This window comes from Dyella sp. LX-66, assembly GCF_018599165.1.
Lineage (GTDB): Bacteria > Pseudomonadota > Gammaproteobacteria > Xanthomonadales > Rhodanobacteraceae > Dyella_D > Dyella_D marensis.
Map to the genome: position 1 here is coordinate 97,213 of NZ_JAHFVJ010000006.1, position 17,279 is coordinate 114,491.

General features: G+C 66.2%; 10 protein-coding genes. 8 read left to right on the top strand and 2 right to left on the bottom strand.

From position 1 onward, the window contains the following. Window positions 1-8 precede the first annotated feature (8 nt). From KK141_RS13300 to KK141_RS13315, 4 genes are all read left to right on the top strand, one after another. Window positions 9-2,762: a TonB-dependent receptor gene (locus tag KK141_RS13300; RefSeq protein WP_214570049.1), complete on the top strand. Its 2,754-nt coding sequence runs from the start codon at window positions 9-11 to the stop codon at window positions 2,760-2,762. 468 nt (window positions 2,763-3,230) lie between these two features. Further along, a complete protein-coding gene (locus KK141_RS13305) occupies window positions 3,231-5,447 on the top strand; it encodes a family 20 glycosylhydrolase (protein ID WP_345777830.1) in 2,217 nt (738 codons plus the stop codon). Continuing rightward, a complete protein-coding gene (locus KK141_RS13310; protein ID WP_214570048.1) occupies window positions 5,444-6,520 on the top strand; it encodes a heparan-alpha-glucosaminide N-acetyltransferase domain-containing protein in 1,077 nt (358 codons plus the stop codon). Before KK141_RS13305 ends, KK141_RS13310 begins: the two co-directional genes overlap by 4 nt. Window positions 6,521-7,449: 929 nt before the next feature. Next, entirely contained in the window at window positions 7,450-9,192 is a 1,743-nt protein-coding gene (locus KK141_RS13315) for an alkaline phosphatase (RefSeq protein ID WP_214570047.1), read from the top strand. A 203-nt stretch (window positions 9,193-9,395) separates the two neighbouring features. Here the strand turns inward: KK141_RS13315 and KK141_RS13320 are convergent, their stop codons facing one another. Both KK141_RS13320 and KK141_RS13325 read right to left on the bottom strand, forming a co-directional pair. After that, window positions 9,396-9,710 (bottom strand): hypothetical protein, encoded by a 315-nt coding sequence (locus KK141_RS13320; protein WP_214570046.1) that lies wholly within the window; start codon window positions 9,708-9,710, stop codon window positions 9,396-9,398. Between the two features lie 517 nt (window positions 9,711-10,227). After that, the gene (locus KK141_RS13325) at window positions 10,228-11,268 is read right to left on the bottom strand and encodes a DUF1501 domain-containing protein (RefSeq protein ID WP_214570045.1); all 1,041 of its coding nucleotides are present in this window, start codon (window positions 11,266-11,268) and stop codon (window positions 10,228-10,230) included. Window positions 11,269-11,365: 97 nt separating this feature from the next. Here KK141_RS13325 and KK141_RS13330 point away from each other — a divergent pair, with 97 nt between their 5' ends. The 4 genes from KK141_RS13330 (at window position 11,366) to KK141_RS13345 (ending at window position 17,172) form a co-directional block, all read left to right on the top strand. After that, a complete protein-coding gene (locus KK141_RS13330) occupies window positions 11,366-12,151 on the top strand; it encodes a helix-turn-helix transcriptional regulator (protein ID WP_214570044.1) in 786 nt (261 codons plus the stop codon). Between the two features lie 179 nt (window positions 12,152-12,330). Next, window positions 12,331-14,595 carry a TonB-dependent receptor gene (locus KK141_RS13335; RefSeq protein WP_250901762.1) on the top strand — a complete coding sequence of 755 codons (2,265 nt, stop codon included), beginning with the start codon at window positions 12,331-12,333 and terminating at the stop codon, window positions 14,593-14,595. Between the two features lie 134 nt (window positions 14,596-14,729). Further along, window positions 14,730-15,779, top strand: coding sequence for a glycerophosphodiester phosphodiesterase (locus KK141_RS13340; protein ID WP_250901763.1), 1,050 nt, complete (start codon window positions 14,730-14,732; stop codon window positions 15,777-15,779). Window positions 15,780-15,843: 64 nt separating this feature from the next. Further along, window positions 15,844-17,172, top strand: coding sequence for an ectonucleotide pyrophosphatase/phosphodiesterase (locus KK141_RS13345; protein WP_214570042.1), 1,329 nt, complete (start codon window positions 15,844-15,846; stop codon window positions 17,170-17,172). The last annotated feature ends 107 nt before the right edge of the window (window positions 17,173-17,279 follow it).

The following is a 17,279-nucleotide window of genomic DNA, read 5'->3' on the forward strand; positions in this document are numbered from 1 at the left end:
AGGTTTACATGTCGCACCGTAGAACTATGCTCGCCGCGAGCATCATCGCCAGCCTGTGTATGGCCGGCGCGATCCATGCTCAGGACGCCACGACGCAGAGCCAGACCACGCCCAACCCGAACGCACAGGGTCAGAGCAGCCAGTCGCAGGCCGACCAGAAGAAGGCCGTCGACCTGCAGGGCGTCACCGTCACCGGCATCCGCGCCAGCCTGCAGCAGTCGCTGGACACCAAGCGCAATGCCGACGCCATCGTCGAAGCGGTCACCGCCGAAGACATCGGCAAGTTCCCCAACACCAACGTGGCCGAAGCCATGGCGCTGATTCCCGGCGTCACCATCGACCGCCAGTTCGGCCAGGGCGACCGTGTCAGCATCGACGGCACCGACCCCAGCCTCAACCTCACCTTCCTCAACGGCCAGCCGATTTCGCAGACGCCGTGGCAGTACGGTGCGCAGCCGAACCGCGGCTTCGACTTCACCATGCTGGCGCCGGAAATCGTCGGCCGCCTGGAGGTGTACAAGAGCCCGGAAGCGCGCCTGACCGAAGGCAGCCTGGGCGGCACCGTGCTGCTGCACACGCTGCAGCCGCTGGACCTGGCGCCGAACACCTGGCGCGGCTCCTTCAGCCTGAACTACAACGACCAGGCGGAGAACCATCGTCCGTCCGGCTCGCTGCTGTACAGCTGGCATAACGACGCCAAGACCTTCGGCGTGATCGCCTCGGCGCAGCACTTCGAGGAAAAGATCGACCGCCAGGGCATCGAGATCTTCGGCTACCACCCGGTGTCCGACTACGCCAGCAGCCCGGCCGTGGCCGCCGGCATCGCCAACGGCTCGCTCAATCCCAATGCCAAGGTGCCGGACGAGATCAACTCGGCGTTCTTCCAGCAGGAGCGCAAGCGCGACACCGTCACGCTGGGCTTCCAGCTGCGTCCGACCAGCAACTGGGACGTGGATTTCAACAGCCTGTACATCCGCGAGAACTTCAACAACTGGAACCAGTCGCTGTATCCGTTCACGCATGCCACGCCCGGCCAGATCACCAGCTTCACCCAGGGCGCCAACGGCATCGTCACCGGCGGCCACGTGTGCGGCAAGCTCGACGACCCGACCTGCGGCGACATCGCCCAGGGCACCTTCGACAGCAACATCCGCCACTCGGTGGTGCGCACCACCGCGTTCGACCTGAAGAGCAACTACCGCGGCGACGGCTGGACCCTCGGCGGCGCCGTCGGCTACAGCAAGGCCAACAACAACGACATGTCGCAGGTGGCCATGGAGCCGGTGTACGGCGGCGGCTACAGCTGGGATATCAACCGCGGCTTCCAGTTCGACAGCCCCGCCCTGGCGCGCAATCCGGCCAACTGGCACATGGGCGACACCCCCGGGATGGGCGGCTGGCCGGGCAACTACGGCGTGTTCCATGCCAACGCCAAGGACACCTACGGCCAGCTCGACTTCACCAAGGACTTCGACAGCTTCGTCAACACCGTGCTGGTGGGCGCGCGCTACAACCGCCACGAAGAAAGCATGGAGCAGCACGTCTACGGTCCGAACGGCCCGATCTCGCTGGCCAACCTCGGCACGTCCGGCTACACCGACACGCTCGGCGGCTTCTCCGGCATGCTGCCGGACGCGGCCAGCCACATCCAGCCCGACCGCGACGCGGAGTGGAACTGGGTGCGCAGCACCAACGGCGGCAATGACGATCCGGGCTCGTATCTCAACGGCACCTGGAAGATCGTGGAGAAGACCACGGCCGCCTATCTGCAGGCGGACTTCGGCTCGGGCCCGTTCCGCGGCAACGTGGGCGTGCGCTACGTGCACACCGTGGACGACGCCAGCGGCTTCAACTACAGCGGCGTGCCGGTGTACCCGGCCCCGGCCGGCTGGTGGCAGACCACCTCCACCACGCACAACAACTGGCTGCCCTCGCTGAACGTGTCGTACGACCTGACCGAGTCCGTGGTGCTGCGCTTCGCGGCGGCCAAGGTCATCTCCCGCGCGCCGTACAACATGCAGGTGAACAACCTGTTCCTCAACGACTCGGTGCTGACCGGTTCGGGCGGCAACTCCAAGCTCGACCCGTACAAGTCGAGCAACTTCTCGGCCTCGGCGGAGTGGTACTTCGCGCCGCAGTCGGTGCTGGCGCTGACCGGCTTCTACAAGAAGATCGACAATTACATCTTTGTCGATTCGGCCATCGAGCAGCACTACAACTCGGCGCACGACAACGACCCGACCACCTTCGCCCGCCTCGTCGCCAACGGCCAGTGCACGGCCAATGGCTTCTGCGGCTACGACATCAGCCGTCCGCGCAACGTCGGCGGCGGCAAGGTGAAGGGCGTGAGCCTGTCCTACCAGCAGCCGTTCGCCGATACCGGCTTCGGCGTGGTGGCCAACTACACCTATGCCGATGCCACGCTCGACTCCGGCGGCGCCCTGCCGTACAGCTCGAAGAACTCGTACTCGCTGAGCCCGTACTACGAGAAGGGTCCGTACAGCGCCCGCCTGACCTACAACTGGCGCAGCTCCTACCTCGCCGGCGGCTACATCGCCGGTGCGCCGCCGGCCACGACCGGTTCCTACAAGGACCTGGGCGCGACCATCGGCTACAAGCTCAACGACAACATCTCGTTCACCCTGGACGGCATGAACCTGCTCAACTCCAAGTACGTGCAGTACCTGCAGAGCGAGTCGATGCCACTGAACAAGTACACGACCGGCCGCCGCTACATGCTGGCCGCGCACGTGAACTTCTGATCGTGCTCTGTGCCCCTGCGCTTCCTTCATCGGAAGCGCAGGGGATGGCTCGACGAGGAACAGCCGCCCTTGCGGGGCGGCGCGCCGCGGGCGCATGAGACCGGCCAGGGTTGGCCTTTCCCCTCATGCCGCACGCGGCCGCGCCGGGGCGGTGCCACCGCCTGGTCGAGCGACGTCCGCTTCGGTGGCAGACTTGAGCAACAACCTCCCCATTGGGCCCGGCATGTCCGGGCCCTTCTTTGGGAGGAGCCCCGAAAAGTTGTAGGTTGGGGTGAGCGCAGCGAACCCCAACGGACGTCTGGACACGTGCCTTCGTTGGGGTTCGCTGCGCTCACCCCAACCTACGCCAGACTTGAGCTACGAGGAACGCAGCCAGTGACTTTTGCACCACGCCTTGGCCGGACCCTGATGCTGGCCGCACTGGCCATCCTTCCGTCTTTTACGCTCGCCGCGGAGCAACGCTCCGACGTGCCGCTATCGCTGATTCCGCTGCCGGCGAAGCTCACGCGCGCCGTTGGCAGTTTTACCGTCGACGCCCATACCGTGCTGGTCGCCGCCGATGCCGAAAGCCGCCGCACCGCCGGCTGGCTGGCCGGGCAGATCAAGCGCAGCCGCGGCGTGGAGCTGCGCATCGTCGACAAGGCAGGCAACGCGCCCGCCATCGTGCTGAGCCACGATGCCAAGGCATCCACGCCGGCCGAGGGCTACATCCTCGACGTCGACGCGCATGGCGCGCGCATCGTGGCGCGCGACGGCGACGGCCTGTTCCACGGCGCGGTGACGCTGTGGCAGCTGCTTACCCAGGGCGAGGCCAAGGCCGCCGCGCCCTTCGTGCATATCGAAGATGCGCCGCGCTTCGCCTGGCGCGGCCTGATGCTGGATTCGGCGCGGCATTTCCAGAGCGTCGCCGAGGTCCAGGCGCTGATCGACCAGATGGCGCTGCACAAGCTCAACGTGCTGCACTGGCATCTCACCGACGACCAGGGCTGGCGCATCGAGATCAAGCGCTATCCGGACCTGACCCGCATCGGCGCCTGGCGCACGCCGCCGGATGCCGGCAGCAACGGCGAGCCGCAGCGCTATGGCGGCTTCTATACGCAGGACGAGATCCGCGCCGTGGTGGCCTATGCGGCCGCGCGCCACATCACCATCGTGCCGGAGCTGGACATGCCCGGCCATGCGCAGGCCGCCGTGGCGTCGTATCCGGAGCTGGGCGTGACTGGCAAGCGTCCGCCGGTGTCGGTGGACTGGGGCGTGCACACCTATCTGTACAACGTGGACGACGCCACCTTCGTGTTCATGCAGCACGTGCTGGACGAAGTGATGGCGCTGTTCCCCTCGCGCTATATCCACGTGGGCGGCGACGAGGCGGTGAAGGACCAGTGGCAGGTCTCGCCCGCGGTGCAGGCGAAGATGCATGCGCTGGGCCTGAAGAACGAGGACGCGCTGCAGGGCTGGTTCATCGCGCGCATGGGCACCTACCTGAAAGCGCATGGGCGCCGCCTGATCGGCTGGGACGAGATCCTGGAAGGCGGCGTGCCGGCCGATGCCACGGTGATGTCGTGGCGCGGCATCAAGGGTGCGATCGAAGCGGCGCAGAAGGGCCACGACGTGGTGTCCTCGCCGTCGCCGGATTTGTACCTCAACCAGCTGCAGAGCGACCGCGCCGACGAAAGCGCCGGCCGCGAGCCGGTGCAGGACCTGGCCAGCATCTACGCCTTCGAAGCCGTACCGAAGGAACTCGATGCCGCCCAGGCGCGCCACGTGCTCGGCGCCCAGGCCAATGTGTGGACCGAATACATCACCAGCGACGCGCTGCTGCAGCACACGATCTACCCGCGCCTGGACGCGCTGGCCGAAGTGGTGTGGTCGCCGGTGGCCACGCGCGACTGGCCGGGCTTCCTTGCACGCCTGCCCGCGCAGCTGGCGCGTTACCGCGCGCAGAACGTGGGCTATGCGGACAGCGCGTTCGCGCCGTCGATCGAGGTGGACCGCAATGCCGCGCTCGCCGCCGGCAAGGCCAGCGTGACGCTGGGCAACCAGACGAAGTTCGGCGAACTGCACTACACGGTGGACGGCAGCGAACCCACCGCGCAATCGCCGCGCTACCAGGCGCCGTTCGAGGTGAAGCTGCCCACCACGGTGCGTGCCATTGCGCTGGATGCCAGCGGCCATCCGCTGGCCGCGCCACGCGAGCGCGTGCTCGACGCCACCCATCTGCTGACCCGCGAGAACGCCGAGCTGCGCAACTGCCCGGGCAGCGATTTCCGCCTGCGCGTGCAGCCGCTGCCGGATGCCACCAGCACGGCGCCGGCCTACAGCATCAATATCTTCGATACCTGCCAGCGCTACCCCGAGGCGCGCCTCGACGGTATCCGCAGCATCCAGGTGGAAGCGGTGCGGCTGGAGCGCAACTTCCAGCTCGCGCACGAGGCCAAGCTGGTGGTGTCGCGTCCGGCCAGGACCGCGCACGGCGAAATGGTGGTGCACAAGGACCGCTGCGACGGCGAAGTACTCGCCAGCATGCCGCTGCCCGACCCGTCCGGCCCACGCCGCTTCCAGCTCGCCGCCGCACTGCCCGACCAGCGCGGCGTACACGACCTCTGCCTGGTCTTCACCGCCCCCATCACCGGCCCGCTGTACGGCATCGAGCGCGCCAGCCTGACCCCGACCGCCCAGCCATGACCCCCGCCAGCCAGCCTCGCCTCGCCTCGGTCGACGCCCTGCGCGGCTGCACCGTCGCGGCGATGCTGCTGGTCAACGATCCGGGCGACTGGGGCCATGTGTATTGGCCGTTGGAGCACGCCCAGTGGCATGGCTGCACGCCGACGGATCTGGTGTTTCCGTTCTTTCTGTTCGTGGTGGGTGTATCGGTGGCATTGGCGATCGCGCCGCGGATGGAGCAGGGCGCGGACCGCGGGGTGCTGTTGCGCGCGGCGATGGTGCGTGCGCTGCGCATCGTCGGCCTCGGGCTGCTGATCAATGTGGCGGCGGCACTGATCCTGCCGGATGCGCATATGCGCATTCCCGGCGTGCTGCAGCGGATCGGCATCTGTTTTGGCGCGGTGGCCGCGTTCCAGCTTTATGCGAATGCGCGGGCGCAGTGGGGTGCCATTGCGCTGTTGCTGATCGGCTACGCGGCGTTACTGGTGCTCGGCGGCACGCTGGAGCCGTTCCACAATGTCTTGAGCCGTACCGATACGGCGATCTTCGGCCATTACGCGTATCGCTATTTCCCTGCCACGGGGTTGGGGCATGACCCGGAGGGGTTGCTCGGCACGCTGCCTTCTATCGCGACGGCGCTGCTGGGGTTGCGTGCGGGGCATGGGTTGCGCGGCAATGATCGCCGTGCGTTGCTGTTGAGTGGCACTGTCTATGTGTTGCTTGGCGCGATGTGGGGGCTGTTGCAGCCGCTCAATAAGAATCTGTGGACGCCGTCGTTTGTGTTGTGGACGGCTGGGTGGGCCACGTTGGCTTTGTTGGTGTTCCACCTGTTGGTGGATTTGCGTGGGTGGCCGGCGTGGGGGCGGCGGTTTGGCGTTAACGCGGTGGCCGCCTACGCCGGCTCGGAGTTCATGCAGATCCTTCTGCCTGGTTTGGGGATACAGGATCCGTTGTATCGAACGGTGTTCGGTGGGTGGATTACGCCGGTGGCGGGGGCATATGTCGCTTCGTTTGCTTATGCGGTGGCGTTTGTTGCCGTGTGGTGGGCCATTGTTTGGGCGATGGATCGCCGGCGGGTTTACCTCAAGCTGTAGTGCGCTTTTTTTGCGTGGTCGCGATTGGGCCGCTTATGCAGCGGGCATTCCGGACGCCTGCCGGCGCCCGGGTCACTTTCTCTTTGCTGGCCCAAAGAGAAAGTAACCAAAGAGAAATGGCCTCAAGTCAAAGGCTCGCGACGCGACTAGAAGGAGCGGTGGGCGGCTGCGGTAGCCTGATTAACCTGGGTCTACACGAAACCACAGTGCGTTTACGTAGCGGGTTCTTCAACGTGCCGTGGCGAAGAGGATGTTCAAGGAGCGAGGCCGGCGTTTGGGCTTAGCTCTGTTCGTTGCGTACGGCGTAGGTTGGGGTGAGCCGTAGGCGAACCCCAACACTCGCACCTTCATGCGCCTTGCCACGTTGGGGTTCGCTATGCTCACCCCAACCTACGCGTGCTAAAAAAATCGGCGAAGCCTTTCAGATCAGATTGAGGTGATATCCACCGCCGCGCTCCGCCCGAACCCTCACCCCGACCCTCTCCCCGGAGGGGAGAGGGAGAAGTGATGTGGCGTCGCAAACAGGAACGAAGAGCCAAAGCTAGCCTCGTTCCTTGAACATCCTCTTCGCAACGGCACGTTGAAGCACCCGCCACGCAAACGCACCGTCGTTTCGTGTAGACCCAGGTTAATCCGGTTACCGCAGCCGTCCACCGCTCCTTCTAGTCGCGTCGCGAGCCTTGGCTCTAAGGCCATTTCTTTTGGGTTACTTTTTCTTTGGGCCAGCAAAGAAAAAGTGACTCGGGCGCCGGCAGGCGTCCGAAATGCCCGCTGCATAAGCGGCCAAATCGCAGCACCACGACAACCGAGCGATACAGAAACTGGATCCCGGCCTACGCCGGGATGACGAGCAAGGCGGAATCACAGCCCACACCCGTGAGCTATCATCCGCGGCTTGCCGCACCCGCCCCACCGACGAGAGATCACCCATGACCCATTCGTCCAAGCTAGCGCAACGCGCGCTGACACTCTCCCTCAGCGCGCTGATCACCGCCTGCGCCAGCCAGCCCATGGCGCCAGCCAAGCAGAACACCGCGGCAGCGATTGACGTCCCGCAGATCAAGCGCCCCGAAGGCGAAACCCCGCAATGGTGGTTCCGCAACGGCGCCGCGCAAGCGGCCAAAGTCTCCGCCCAGGCCAGCGTTCAAGGACAGCGCGCCAAGAACGTCATCGTGTTTCTCGGCGACGGCATGAGCATCCCCACCATCGCCGCCGCGCACGTGCGCGCCGGTCAGCGCAAGGGCGTCGATGGCGAAAGCTACAAGCTGAGCTTCGAGCAGTTCCCGTTCAGCGCGTTCAGCCGCACCTACGAGACCGATCAGCAGACGCCGGATTCCGCCGGCACCATGACCGCGATCATGACCGGCGTGAAGACGCGCGCCGGCTATATCGGCATTTCGCAGGTGCCGCGTAGGCAGGATTGCGCGGCCAGCAAGGGCCAGGAACTGGTGACGACGCTGGAGCTGGCCGCGGCCGCGGGCATGAGTACCGGTGCGGTGACCACCACGCGCATCACCCACGCCACGCCGGCGGCCACGTATGGCCATCTGCCGGAGCGCAACTGGGAAGTGGATGCCGAGCTCAGCGCGCAGGCGAAGGCGCAGGGGTGCAAGGATTTCGCGGCGCAGCTGGTCGATTTTCCCGCCATCGACGGGCTTACCGTGGCGATGGGCGGCGGCCGCACCGAGTTCATGCCGGCGGGCGAGACCGATCCGGAGTACGTCAACAAGGTGGGGCAGCGCCTCGATGGCCGCGACTTGATCGCCGAGTGGAAGGCCAAGCATCCTGGTGGCACCTACGTGTGGAACGAGCAGCAGCTCAAGGGGCTGGATCTGTCGAAGACGCCGCGCCTGCTCGGCCTGTTCGAGCCTTCGCATATGAACTACGAGCATGAGCGCCCGCAGGACAAGGCCGGCGAGCCGAGCCTGGCTGAGATGACCACGGCGGCGATCGATGTGCTCAAGCAGAACCCGAACGGTTTCTTCCTGATGGTCGAAGGCGGCCGTATCGACCATGCACTGCATGCGGGCAATGCCTATCGTGCGCTGGACGAGACCATTTCGATGGCCGATGCGGTGGCGGCGGCGCTTGCTAACACCGATCCCAAGGACACGCTGATCGTGGTCACCGCCGATCACGCGCATACGATGACCTTCGCCGGTTACCCCAAGCGCGGCAACGACATCCTCGGCCTGGTGCAGGGCCATACCGACAGCTACGACGAGGAAGGCGGCGCGGGTCTGGCGCGCGATGCGACCGGCAAGCCGTACACCACCTTAGGGTTTGCCAATGGCCCGGGCTATACCGGCGCTACCGACAAGCAGCCGGAAGGGCCGAAGCGTTATCCGCACAACCCCAATGAGTACTCGCCGGCCAAGAAGGGGCGGCCGGATCTGACCAAGGTCGATACGGCGGCGCCGGATTACATGCAGGAGTCGATCGTGCCGTTGAAGGGCGAGACGCATGGTGGCGAGGACGTGGCGATCTTTGCCAATGGCCCGGGCGCGTCGGCATTCCATGGGGAGATCGAGCAGAACGCGATCTTCCATGTGATCGTGCAGAACGCGCCGCGCTTGCGGGAGGAGTTGTGCAAGCTGGGGAGCTGCAATGCGGACGGGGTGCCGGTGGAGCGGCCGACGTATGAGGCTTGGTTGAAGCAGGTGAGTAAATAAGGCCCATCGAAGCAACTCTTCGCCCCTCCGGGGAGAAGATGCCGGCAGGCAGATGAGGGGCGGGTGCTCGCGGTGGCGTTGCTACGAAGAGAGGAGAAGCCTTTGGGCTTTCTCGATCATCAGCGCACTGCTCCGCCCGGCCCCTCACCCCGACCCTCTCCCCGGAGGGGAGAGGGGGTTGAGAGGGTGTCGCTCGATTTGTTCTAGGAAGCGTCGCGGTCATCGTCGATGGTCGCGTGTTCCTCGGCGCGTACCTGCAACCACTGCATCCGCAAATGCGCCTGCGTCGCGCAGCGCGTTCCCATTTCGATAAACGCCGCGATGCTTTCCAGCATGACCGGTAGGCGCTGTGTATTCACGCTGCCGCGTTCGTCGCCCAATTCAGAGAGCCACCGAATCGCGTTATGCGCGTAATGCAGCCACTCGGTCGCATCGTTCAACAACGCATCCGGCCCCGCCTCCGGATCGGAAAAATACTCCACGTGGCGCGTCATCCACGCTTCGCCATAGATATCCATAAGCAACTCCTTGCCATGCGCCGCCCTCGTTCCGAGAACGGCACGCCGCCGGACAGCACGGCGTGCCGCGACCATACGGACTCGAGGCTTACCGGTCACCTGGGACACAGGCGCCGGGCGGCTTGATTGATGAAGTAGGTTGCGGCTTCAGTCGCTTTCGCCGTTGCACGAAGCAACGCGCCGGGTTGCACGGCTAGGAATCATTACCTGCGAAAACTCTTAAGTCCGCGGTTCTTCAACCGTGCCCGCGACGTATGCGGACGACCTGGATGCTCGGTGGAGGTGTCGCCCTGGGGATCGGCGAGCGTGCGAGTGACGTATGATCTGGCCTAGCCATGATCGACTCCCTAGAAGTTGGTGATGGTTAGCGGGTCAGGGGTGTCCTACCACCCTTGGCCCGCGCTCTCACGACATTGCTGCCATGGTTGTCCGCGACGCGCTTGAAATCACTCCGCGGACAACACCTGCAAAACTAGCAAGGCAACCTCGCCTTGTCTTTAGTCGAAATCTGAAAAATTCAAATCAGCAGTTGCGAATGTGGATGGCTGCCGAAAGGTGCGGCGCCATCCACGCGCAAGGCAGCAGCGAGAAACGCCCATAGCGCCTCTGGCGCAGCAGAATTTTCTGACGGCGAACCATCCGGCAATTGCCGTCCCGCGGAACCTGTTCTCAGATATTTCCCAATCACCGTCGCCGTCCCGCCCTTCGCATGATCGGCACCGGGCAGCGTGCGGCTGAACTCGCCCGTCAGCAGCGTCACCACATTGCGGCCGCGCAAGGTGAGCATGCGCTGCAGGAACACCGAAAGGCCGGGTGTGATCGGCGCCATGATCTGCCGCGCAAGCTTGCCGCTGTCGTCGTGATGCGTATCGAACTGCCTGTCCTCACGGCCGGTGAAAGCGATCTGCGCGAAGACCACGCGGGTATCGGCACGGATCAGCGCTTCGACGGCCGCGAAGGTGCCGGGCAGATCCTCCACCGCCGAACGTCCCTGACTCACGCCATACGCATGGCGAATATCTTCGCGTTCGGCAGCAGCAAGCCCCGCATCCGCAAAGTTGCCGACGTGCCGCCACGCGATGCCGCGCTCCGCCGGCGGATCGGACGCAACACCCACAGGAAGACCGAGCCGATTGACGATCGCGCAGGGCAGAGGGCTGACCGGCAAGGCCGCAGCCATCCGCAGCAGCTGGCTGCGCGGCCCCGCTTGCAGCATCGCCACGCGCGCATCGTTGTGGCTGTACAACCCATGCTTGAACGGCACGGCTGCCATATGCGCCAGCGCGACCGGCGGCAGCGCGCCCAGCGAAGCGGCATCGACATACAAGCCATGGCCCAGCGCGCGGACATTGCCGGATGTCACGCCAAACGCGCCGTTGGCAAGAAACGCGTCGGCACTGTTGAACAAGCCAGCGGGCCCACCGTTCAACCACAGCACGACCAGGGCCGGGCGTTCGCGTGGCGATGCCAAGGCATCGAAGGGGCCGAGCGCAAGCGCGCCGGCGGCGGCAAGGCCGGCTTTCAGCAGGCTGCGCCGGGAAGGGGAATGGGTTGGCATAAGCGTGGCCGGTGGTGGGGAAAAGCCGTTGCGGCGTGGGGTGCCGCGGGCACAGACTTAAGCTAGCCCTGTCCATCCATCGAACGGCAGCCATCCTGTGTCGCGAATCAGACAGCCAGCGAAGCGCGCCGCCGCGTGGCCGATGACCGCGCTGGCCAAGGACTACCCGCGCGGCTGCCACGTGCCCAGGCACCAGCATCGTCGCGGCCAGCTGATCTACGCCGCCAGCGGCGTGATGCAGGTGACCACGCGCGAAGGCATCTGGATCGTGCCGCCGCAGCGTGCGCTGTGGATACCGATCGGTATGCCGCACGAGATCCTGATGGAAGGGCGCGTGGCGGTGCGCATGCTCTATCTCGACCGCGCCACCAGCGCGCCGTTCGGCACGCATTGCCGCGTGCTGGCGGTGTCGCCGCTGCTGCGCGAGCTGGTCCTGGCCGCGGTGCAGGCGCATGGCGAACGCGATGCGTCCACCTTGCAGCTGGCCATGCCGTTGCTGCTGCATGCGCTGCTGAAGGCGGACGAAGCGCCGTTCCGCATCCCGGTGCCCGCGGACCCGCGCCTGAAGAAGGCCTGCCAGCGCCTGCTCGACGATGCCACGCGGCCCGATACGCTCGAACAGCTCGCGGCGCGCGTCGGCGCCAGCAGCCGCACGCTGGCGCGCCTGTTCGAAAGCGAATTGCGCATGTCCTTCGTGCGCTGGCGCCAGCACGTGCGGCTGGCGCGGGCGATCAGCCAGATGAGCCTGGGCCGTCCGATCAAGACGGTGGCGCGCGAGGCCGGCTATGCCAGCTGCAGTGCGTTCTGCAGCATGTTCCACCGGATCATCGGCGCCAGCCCCACGGAGTATCTGCGCCAGGTCGAGGGGCGGCCCGCTTTGTGACCGGGCGCCCGCGCCCGTCATCCCATCGTCAAAGAACCGACATCTGCCCGCTTCACGATATTTGAACGTCCGCGTCCCCACGCGCGGCGCCCCGATCTCCTGGAGCTCTGCATCTCATGAAGAAGAACCTGCTGGCGATGGCCACCGCCGTCGCGCTCGCCGCTTTGTCCCACGGCGCCATGGCCGAGGACCTGCCGACCGCTGACGCCACCGCCAAGCCCGACGCGGCCAAGAATCTGGAAGGCGTCTCGGTGATCGGCCAGGGTGAAACCCGCCAGGTGCAGCGCGTGACCACCAAGGACGTCGCCGTGCTGCCCGCGGGCACCAGCCTGCAGAAGATCCTCAACCGGATGCCGGGCGTGAACGTGCAGTCCAACGACGCCTTCGGCGCCAACGAGGAATCGCAGACCATCAGCCTGCGCGGCTTCAACGGCCAGCGCCTGGGCTACACGCTGGACGGCCTGCCGCTGGGCGACAACGCCTACGGCAACTACAACGGCCTGAACATCAGCCGCGCGCTGATCGCCGAGAACGCCGCCGGCGCCGAGCTGGCGCAGGGCATCGGCAGCTTAGGCATCGCCTCGACCAGCAACCTGGGCGGCGCCATCCAGTATTTCTCCGCCGATCCGCTGCCGACCTTCGGCGGCCGCTTCGCGCAGACCTTCGGCAGCGACCAGAATCGCCGCACCTATCTGCGCCTGGATACGGGCGACTTCCACGGCTTCTCCATGTACCTGTCGGGCGTGCGCGCCACCGCCGACATGTGGGCGCCGCCGGAATCGCCGACCACCACCAAGCAGTTCAACGCCAAGGCGGTGTACCAGTTCGACGGCGGCCGCATCACCGCCTTCGCCGACACCTCGCGCACCTCGCAGGCCGACTATGCGTATCTGTCCAAGAGCGGCATGGCGCGCGGCCTGGGCTGGGACTGGAACCTGTACGCGCCGGACTGGAAGCGCGCGCTGGCCGCGGCGTACTGCGCGCCGGCTTACACGGTGAAGGGTGCGAAGGACGCGCGCTGCGGCTATTCCGGCGGCGTGGACAATATCGACGACGCCTACTACCAGAGCCGCGCGCTGCGCCGCGACGACCTGTACTACCTCGCCGGCGACTTCTATCCCAGCGACGCGGTGACCGTGCACGCGCAGGTCTACCACCACGAGAACGCCGGCCAGGGCCACTGGTGGTCGCCGGGCCAGAAGTCCAACCCGGGCACCGCGCAGGAGCTGCCGATCTCGATCCGCAGCACCAACTACAAGATCAACCGCAACGGCGTGCTGGCGTCGCTGGGCTGGGACCTGGGCAGCCATCACCTGGAAGGCGGCGTGTGGTACGAGCAGAACCACCACAACGTCGAGCGCAACTTCTATTACATCCCGTACACGCTCAGCAGCCCGATCAGCGACGACACCTATCTGAGCGATCCGGACCGCCGCCTGTTCAACCAGGCCTACACCATCACCACGCGCCAGGCCTATCTGCAGGACAGCTTCAAGCTGCTGGACGACCGCCTCAGCGTGGACATCGGCGTGAAGAGCCCGCACGTGACCATGACCGCGCGCCAGGCGCCGGGCAACTACGAGGCACCGGTGGCCAACGGCACGCTGAAGGCCGAGAAGAACCTGCTGCCGCAGGTGGGCCTGGGCTACAAGCTCGATGCCGGCCAGGAGCTGTTCCTGTCCTACGCCAAGAACATCGCCGCGTTCCAGGGCGGCGGCGCCAGCGGCCCGCTGCTGGTGACGCAGGCCTCGTTCGACGCCACCCGCGGCAACCTCAAGCCCGAGCAGTCGCGCACCATCGAAGGCGGCTACCGCATCGTGCAGCGCGAGTTCGAGGCCTCGGCGGCGGTGTACGACGTGAAGTTCGACAACCGCCTGCTCTCGCTCAACCCCTGCCCGAGCATCCAGCAGGGCACCACGGCGGCGTGCACCACGCGCTTCTACAACGTGGGTTCGGTGAGCAGCCGCGGCGCGGAGTTCACCTTTATCTGGAAGCCGTTCGAGCATTTCCAGTGGTACAACTCGGCCTCGTTCAACCGTTCCACGTATGACGACAACTACGTGCAGAACGGCGCGGTGGTGCCGACCAAGGGCAAGATCACGGTGGATACGCCCAAGCGCATGTTCGCCAGCGAGATCGCCTGGACCTACGGCCCCTGGAACCTGAGCCTGCGCGGCAAGTACACCGGTTCGCGCTACTACACCTACACCAACGACCAGGGCTTCGGCGGCTATACCTCGTTCGATTTCGGCGCCGGCTACGACTTCGGCGCGGCGTGGTTTGCGCAGGACGTGCGGCTGTCGCTCAACGTGAGCAACCTCACCGACAAGCGTTATGCATCGAACCTGACGGCCTTCGCCAACACCGATCCGAACGGCCGCCAGCTGGCGTTCCACGCCAGTGCGCCGCGGCAGAGCTTCCTGACGCTCGACGTGAAGTTCTAAGAAATTAAGGGGCGGGCGGGATGGCGGGCCGTGTACGGGCCCGCCATCCCCAACCCGTATGCTGCGCAGGTGCCTTGAGGAACACGCCGATGAAAACGCTAAGCTGCATGGCCGTCACCCTGCTGGCCCTGCTCATGTCGCATCCGGTCGATGCCAACGAACGTCCCCTGGCGGCCAAGCCGCTGGTGCTGGGCCATCGCGGCGCCAGCGCTTTGAGGCCGGAGCACACCCTGGCCTCGTACGCCAAGGCGATCGCCGACGGCGCCGACTTCGTCGAGCCGGACCTGGTGATGACCAAGGACGGCGTGCCGGTGGCGCGCCACGAGAACGAGATCGGCGGCACCACCGACGTGGCGGCGCATCCGGAGTTCGCCGGGCGCAAGACCACCAAGACCATCGACGGCCACCCTGTCACCGGCTGGTTCACCGAAGACTTCACCCTGGCGGAACTGAAAACCCTGCGCGCGCGCGAGCGCCTGCCGGAATTCCGCGGCACCAAGTACGACGGGCAGTTCCAGATTCCCACCCTGGACGAAATCATCGATTTCGTCGCCGCCGAATCCGCCGCGCAAGGGCGCGTGGTGGGGCTGATCCCCGAGATCAAGCACGGCACGTATTTCCAGAAAGCCGGCCTGCCGATGGAAGACCGCGTGCTGGCCATCCTCGATGCGCATAGCTATACGCGTACCGCGCCGGTGGAGATCCAGTCCTTCGAGATCGCCAACCTGCGCTACCTGCGCGGCAAGCTGGGCAAGAGCCATCCGAACGTGCGCCTGCTGCAGCTGCTGGACGATCCGAAGGAGCAGCCATACGACGTGGCGGCGGCGGGCGGCAAGCTCACCTATGCCGACATGATGAAGCCGGCCGGGCTGCGCGAGATCGCCGGCTATGCCGACGCGATCGGCCCGAACATCCGCGCCATCATCCCGCTCAACAAGGACGGCACGCTGGGCCAGCCCACCGCGCTGGCGCACGACGCGCATGCGGCGAAGCTGGAGCTGCACCCGTATACGTTCCGCCCGGAGAACCATTTCCAGGCGAAGAACTTCTGGCAGGGCAGCGATCCGAAGACCTTCAACGAGGCCGGTTCCATCGCGGAAATCCGCGCTTATCTGGATGCCGGCGTCGATGCCTTCTTTACCGACGACCCGGCACTGGGCCGCAAAGCGGTGGACGGTCGCTGAGCTGCCATCACGCTGTCACCGCGGACGGGTTCACTCGCCCGTTCATTCCTTGCGCGGTGACTCCATGCGTCTGCAACGTGGCTTCGCGGCCGGCCTGCTCGGCCTGGCCTTTCTCGCACCGGTACATGCGGTACCGGTGCTGCTGATCTCGATCGACGGCCTGCGCCCGGCCGACGTGCTGCAGGCCGCGCAGCACGGCCTGAAGCTGCCCAACCTGCAGCGCTTCATGACCGAAGGCAGCTACGCCACCGACGTGCGCGGCGTGCTGCCGACGCTGACCTATCCGAGCCACACCACCTTGCTGACCGGCGTGTCGCCGGATAAGCACGGCATCGCCGGCAACCTCACCTTCGACCCCACCAACAAGAACCAGCAGGGCTGGGCCTGGTACGCCAGCGATATCCGCGTGCCCACGCTGTGGGACGCCGCGCATGCCGCGGGCCTGAGCACCGCCAATGTGCACTGGCCGGTGAGCGTGGGCGCGCAGGTGGACTGGAACCTGCCGCAGATCTGGCGCACCGGCCTGCCGGACGACCGCAAGCTGCTCGCCGCGCTGGCCACGCCCGGCCTGCTGCCGGCGCTGGAGAAAGAACTCGGCCCTTACGCCGACGGCATCGACGAGACCCTGGCCGGCGACGAGAACCGCACGCGCTTCGCGGTGAAGCTGCTGGAAGAGCGCCAGCCCGCTTTCATGACGGCGTACCTGGCTTCGCTCGATCACGAGCAGCACCACAGCGGCCCCGATACGCCGGAGTCGAAGCGCACGCTGGAGCGCATCGACAGCCTGGTCGGCGAGATGGTGGCGGCGGCGCGCCGCGTGCATCCGGATGGCGTGATCGCGGTGGTGTCCGATCACGGCTTCGCGCCGGTGCAGCAGGACGTCAATCTCTATGCGCCCTTTATCCAGGCCGGCCTGATCACCTTGAAGGACGGCGCCGTGGCCGACTGGCAGGCGATGCCGTGGAACGACGGCGGCAGCGCGGCGATCGTGCTGAAGGAGCCGGGCGACGCGGCGACGGTGGCGAAGGTGCAGGGCCTGCTCGCGCAGCTGCAGGGTAATCCGGCGTACGGCATCGAGCGCGTGCTCGATCATGCGCAGACGGTGGAACGCGGCGGCACGGCGCAGGCCTCGTGGTTCGTGCTGTTCAAGGCCGGCTACGAGATGGCGATCAAGCCGGACGTGCCGCTGCCGGCGCCCAGCCATTACCGCGGCATGCATGGCTACGACCCGGCCTGGCCGATGATGCGCTCGACGTTCCTGGTGGAAGGGAAGGGCGTGCCGGTGGGCAAGAACCTCGGTGCGATCGATATGCGCGATATCGCGCCGACGCTGGCGAAGTCGCTGGGCGTGGCGTTGCCGGCGGCGCAGGGCAAGGTGCTGTTCTCGCCGTAACGCCATGCCCGCGTAGGTTGGGGTGAGCCGCAGGCGAACCCCAACATCACCACGTTCAAATGCATCGCATCGTTGGGGTTCGCCTGCGGCTCACCCCAACCTACGCC

What these genes read in the sequence shown, in the direction of transcription:
- KK141_RS13300 (WP_214570049.1), top strand. Translation starts at nt 9, where the DNA reads ATGTCGCACCGTAGAACTATGCTCGCCGCGAGCATCATCGCCAGCCTG.
- KK141_RS13320 (WP_214570046.1), bottom strand. Translation starts at nt 9,710, where the DNA reads ATGGATATCTATGGCGAAGCGTGGATGACGCGCCACGTGGAGTATTTT.
- KK141_RS13315 (WP_214570047.1), top strand. Translation starts at nt 7,450, where the DNA reads ATGACCCATTCGTCCAAGCTAGCGCAACGCGCGCTGACACTCTCCCTC.
- KK141_RS13345 (WP_214570042.1), top strand. Translation starts at nt 15,844, where the DNA reads ATGCGTCTGCAACGTGGCTTCGCGGCCGGCCTGCTCGGCCTGGCCTTT.
- KK141_RS13310 (WP_214570048.1), top strand. Translation starts at nt 5,444, where the DNA reads ATGACCCCCGCCAGCCAGCCTCGCCTCGCCTCGGTCGACGCCCTGCGC.
- KK141_RS13340 (WP_250901763.1), top strand. Translation starts at nt 14,730, where the DNA reads ATGTCGCATCCGGTCGATGCCAACGAACGTCCCCTGGCGGCCAAGCCG.
- KK141_RS13335 (WP_250901762.1), top strand. Translation starts at nt 12,331, where the DNA reads ATGGCCGAGGACCTGCCGACCGCTGACGCCACCGCCAAGCCCGACGCG.
- KK141_RS13325 (WP_214570045.1), bottom strand. Translation starts at nt 11,268, where the DNA reads ATGCCAACCCATTCCCCTTCCCGGCGCAGCCTGCTGAAAGCCGGCCTT.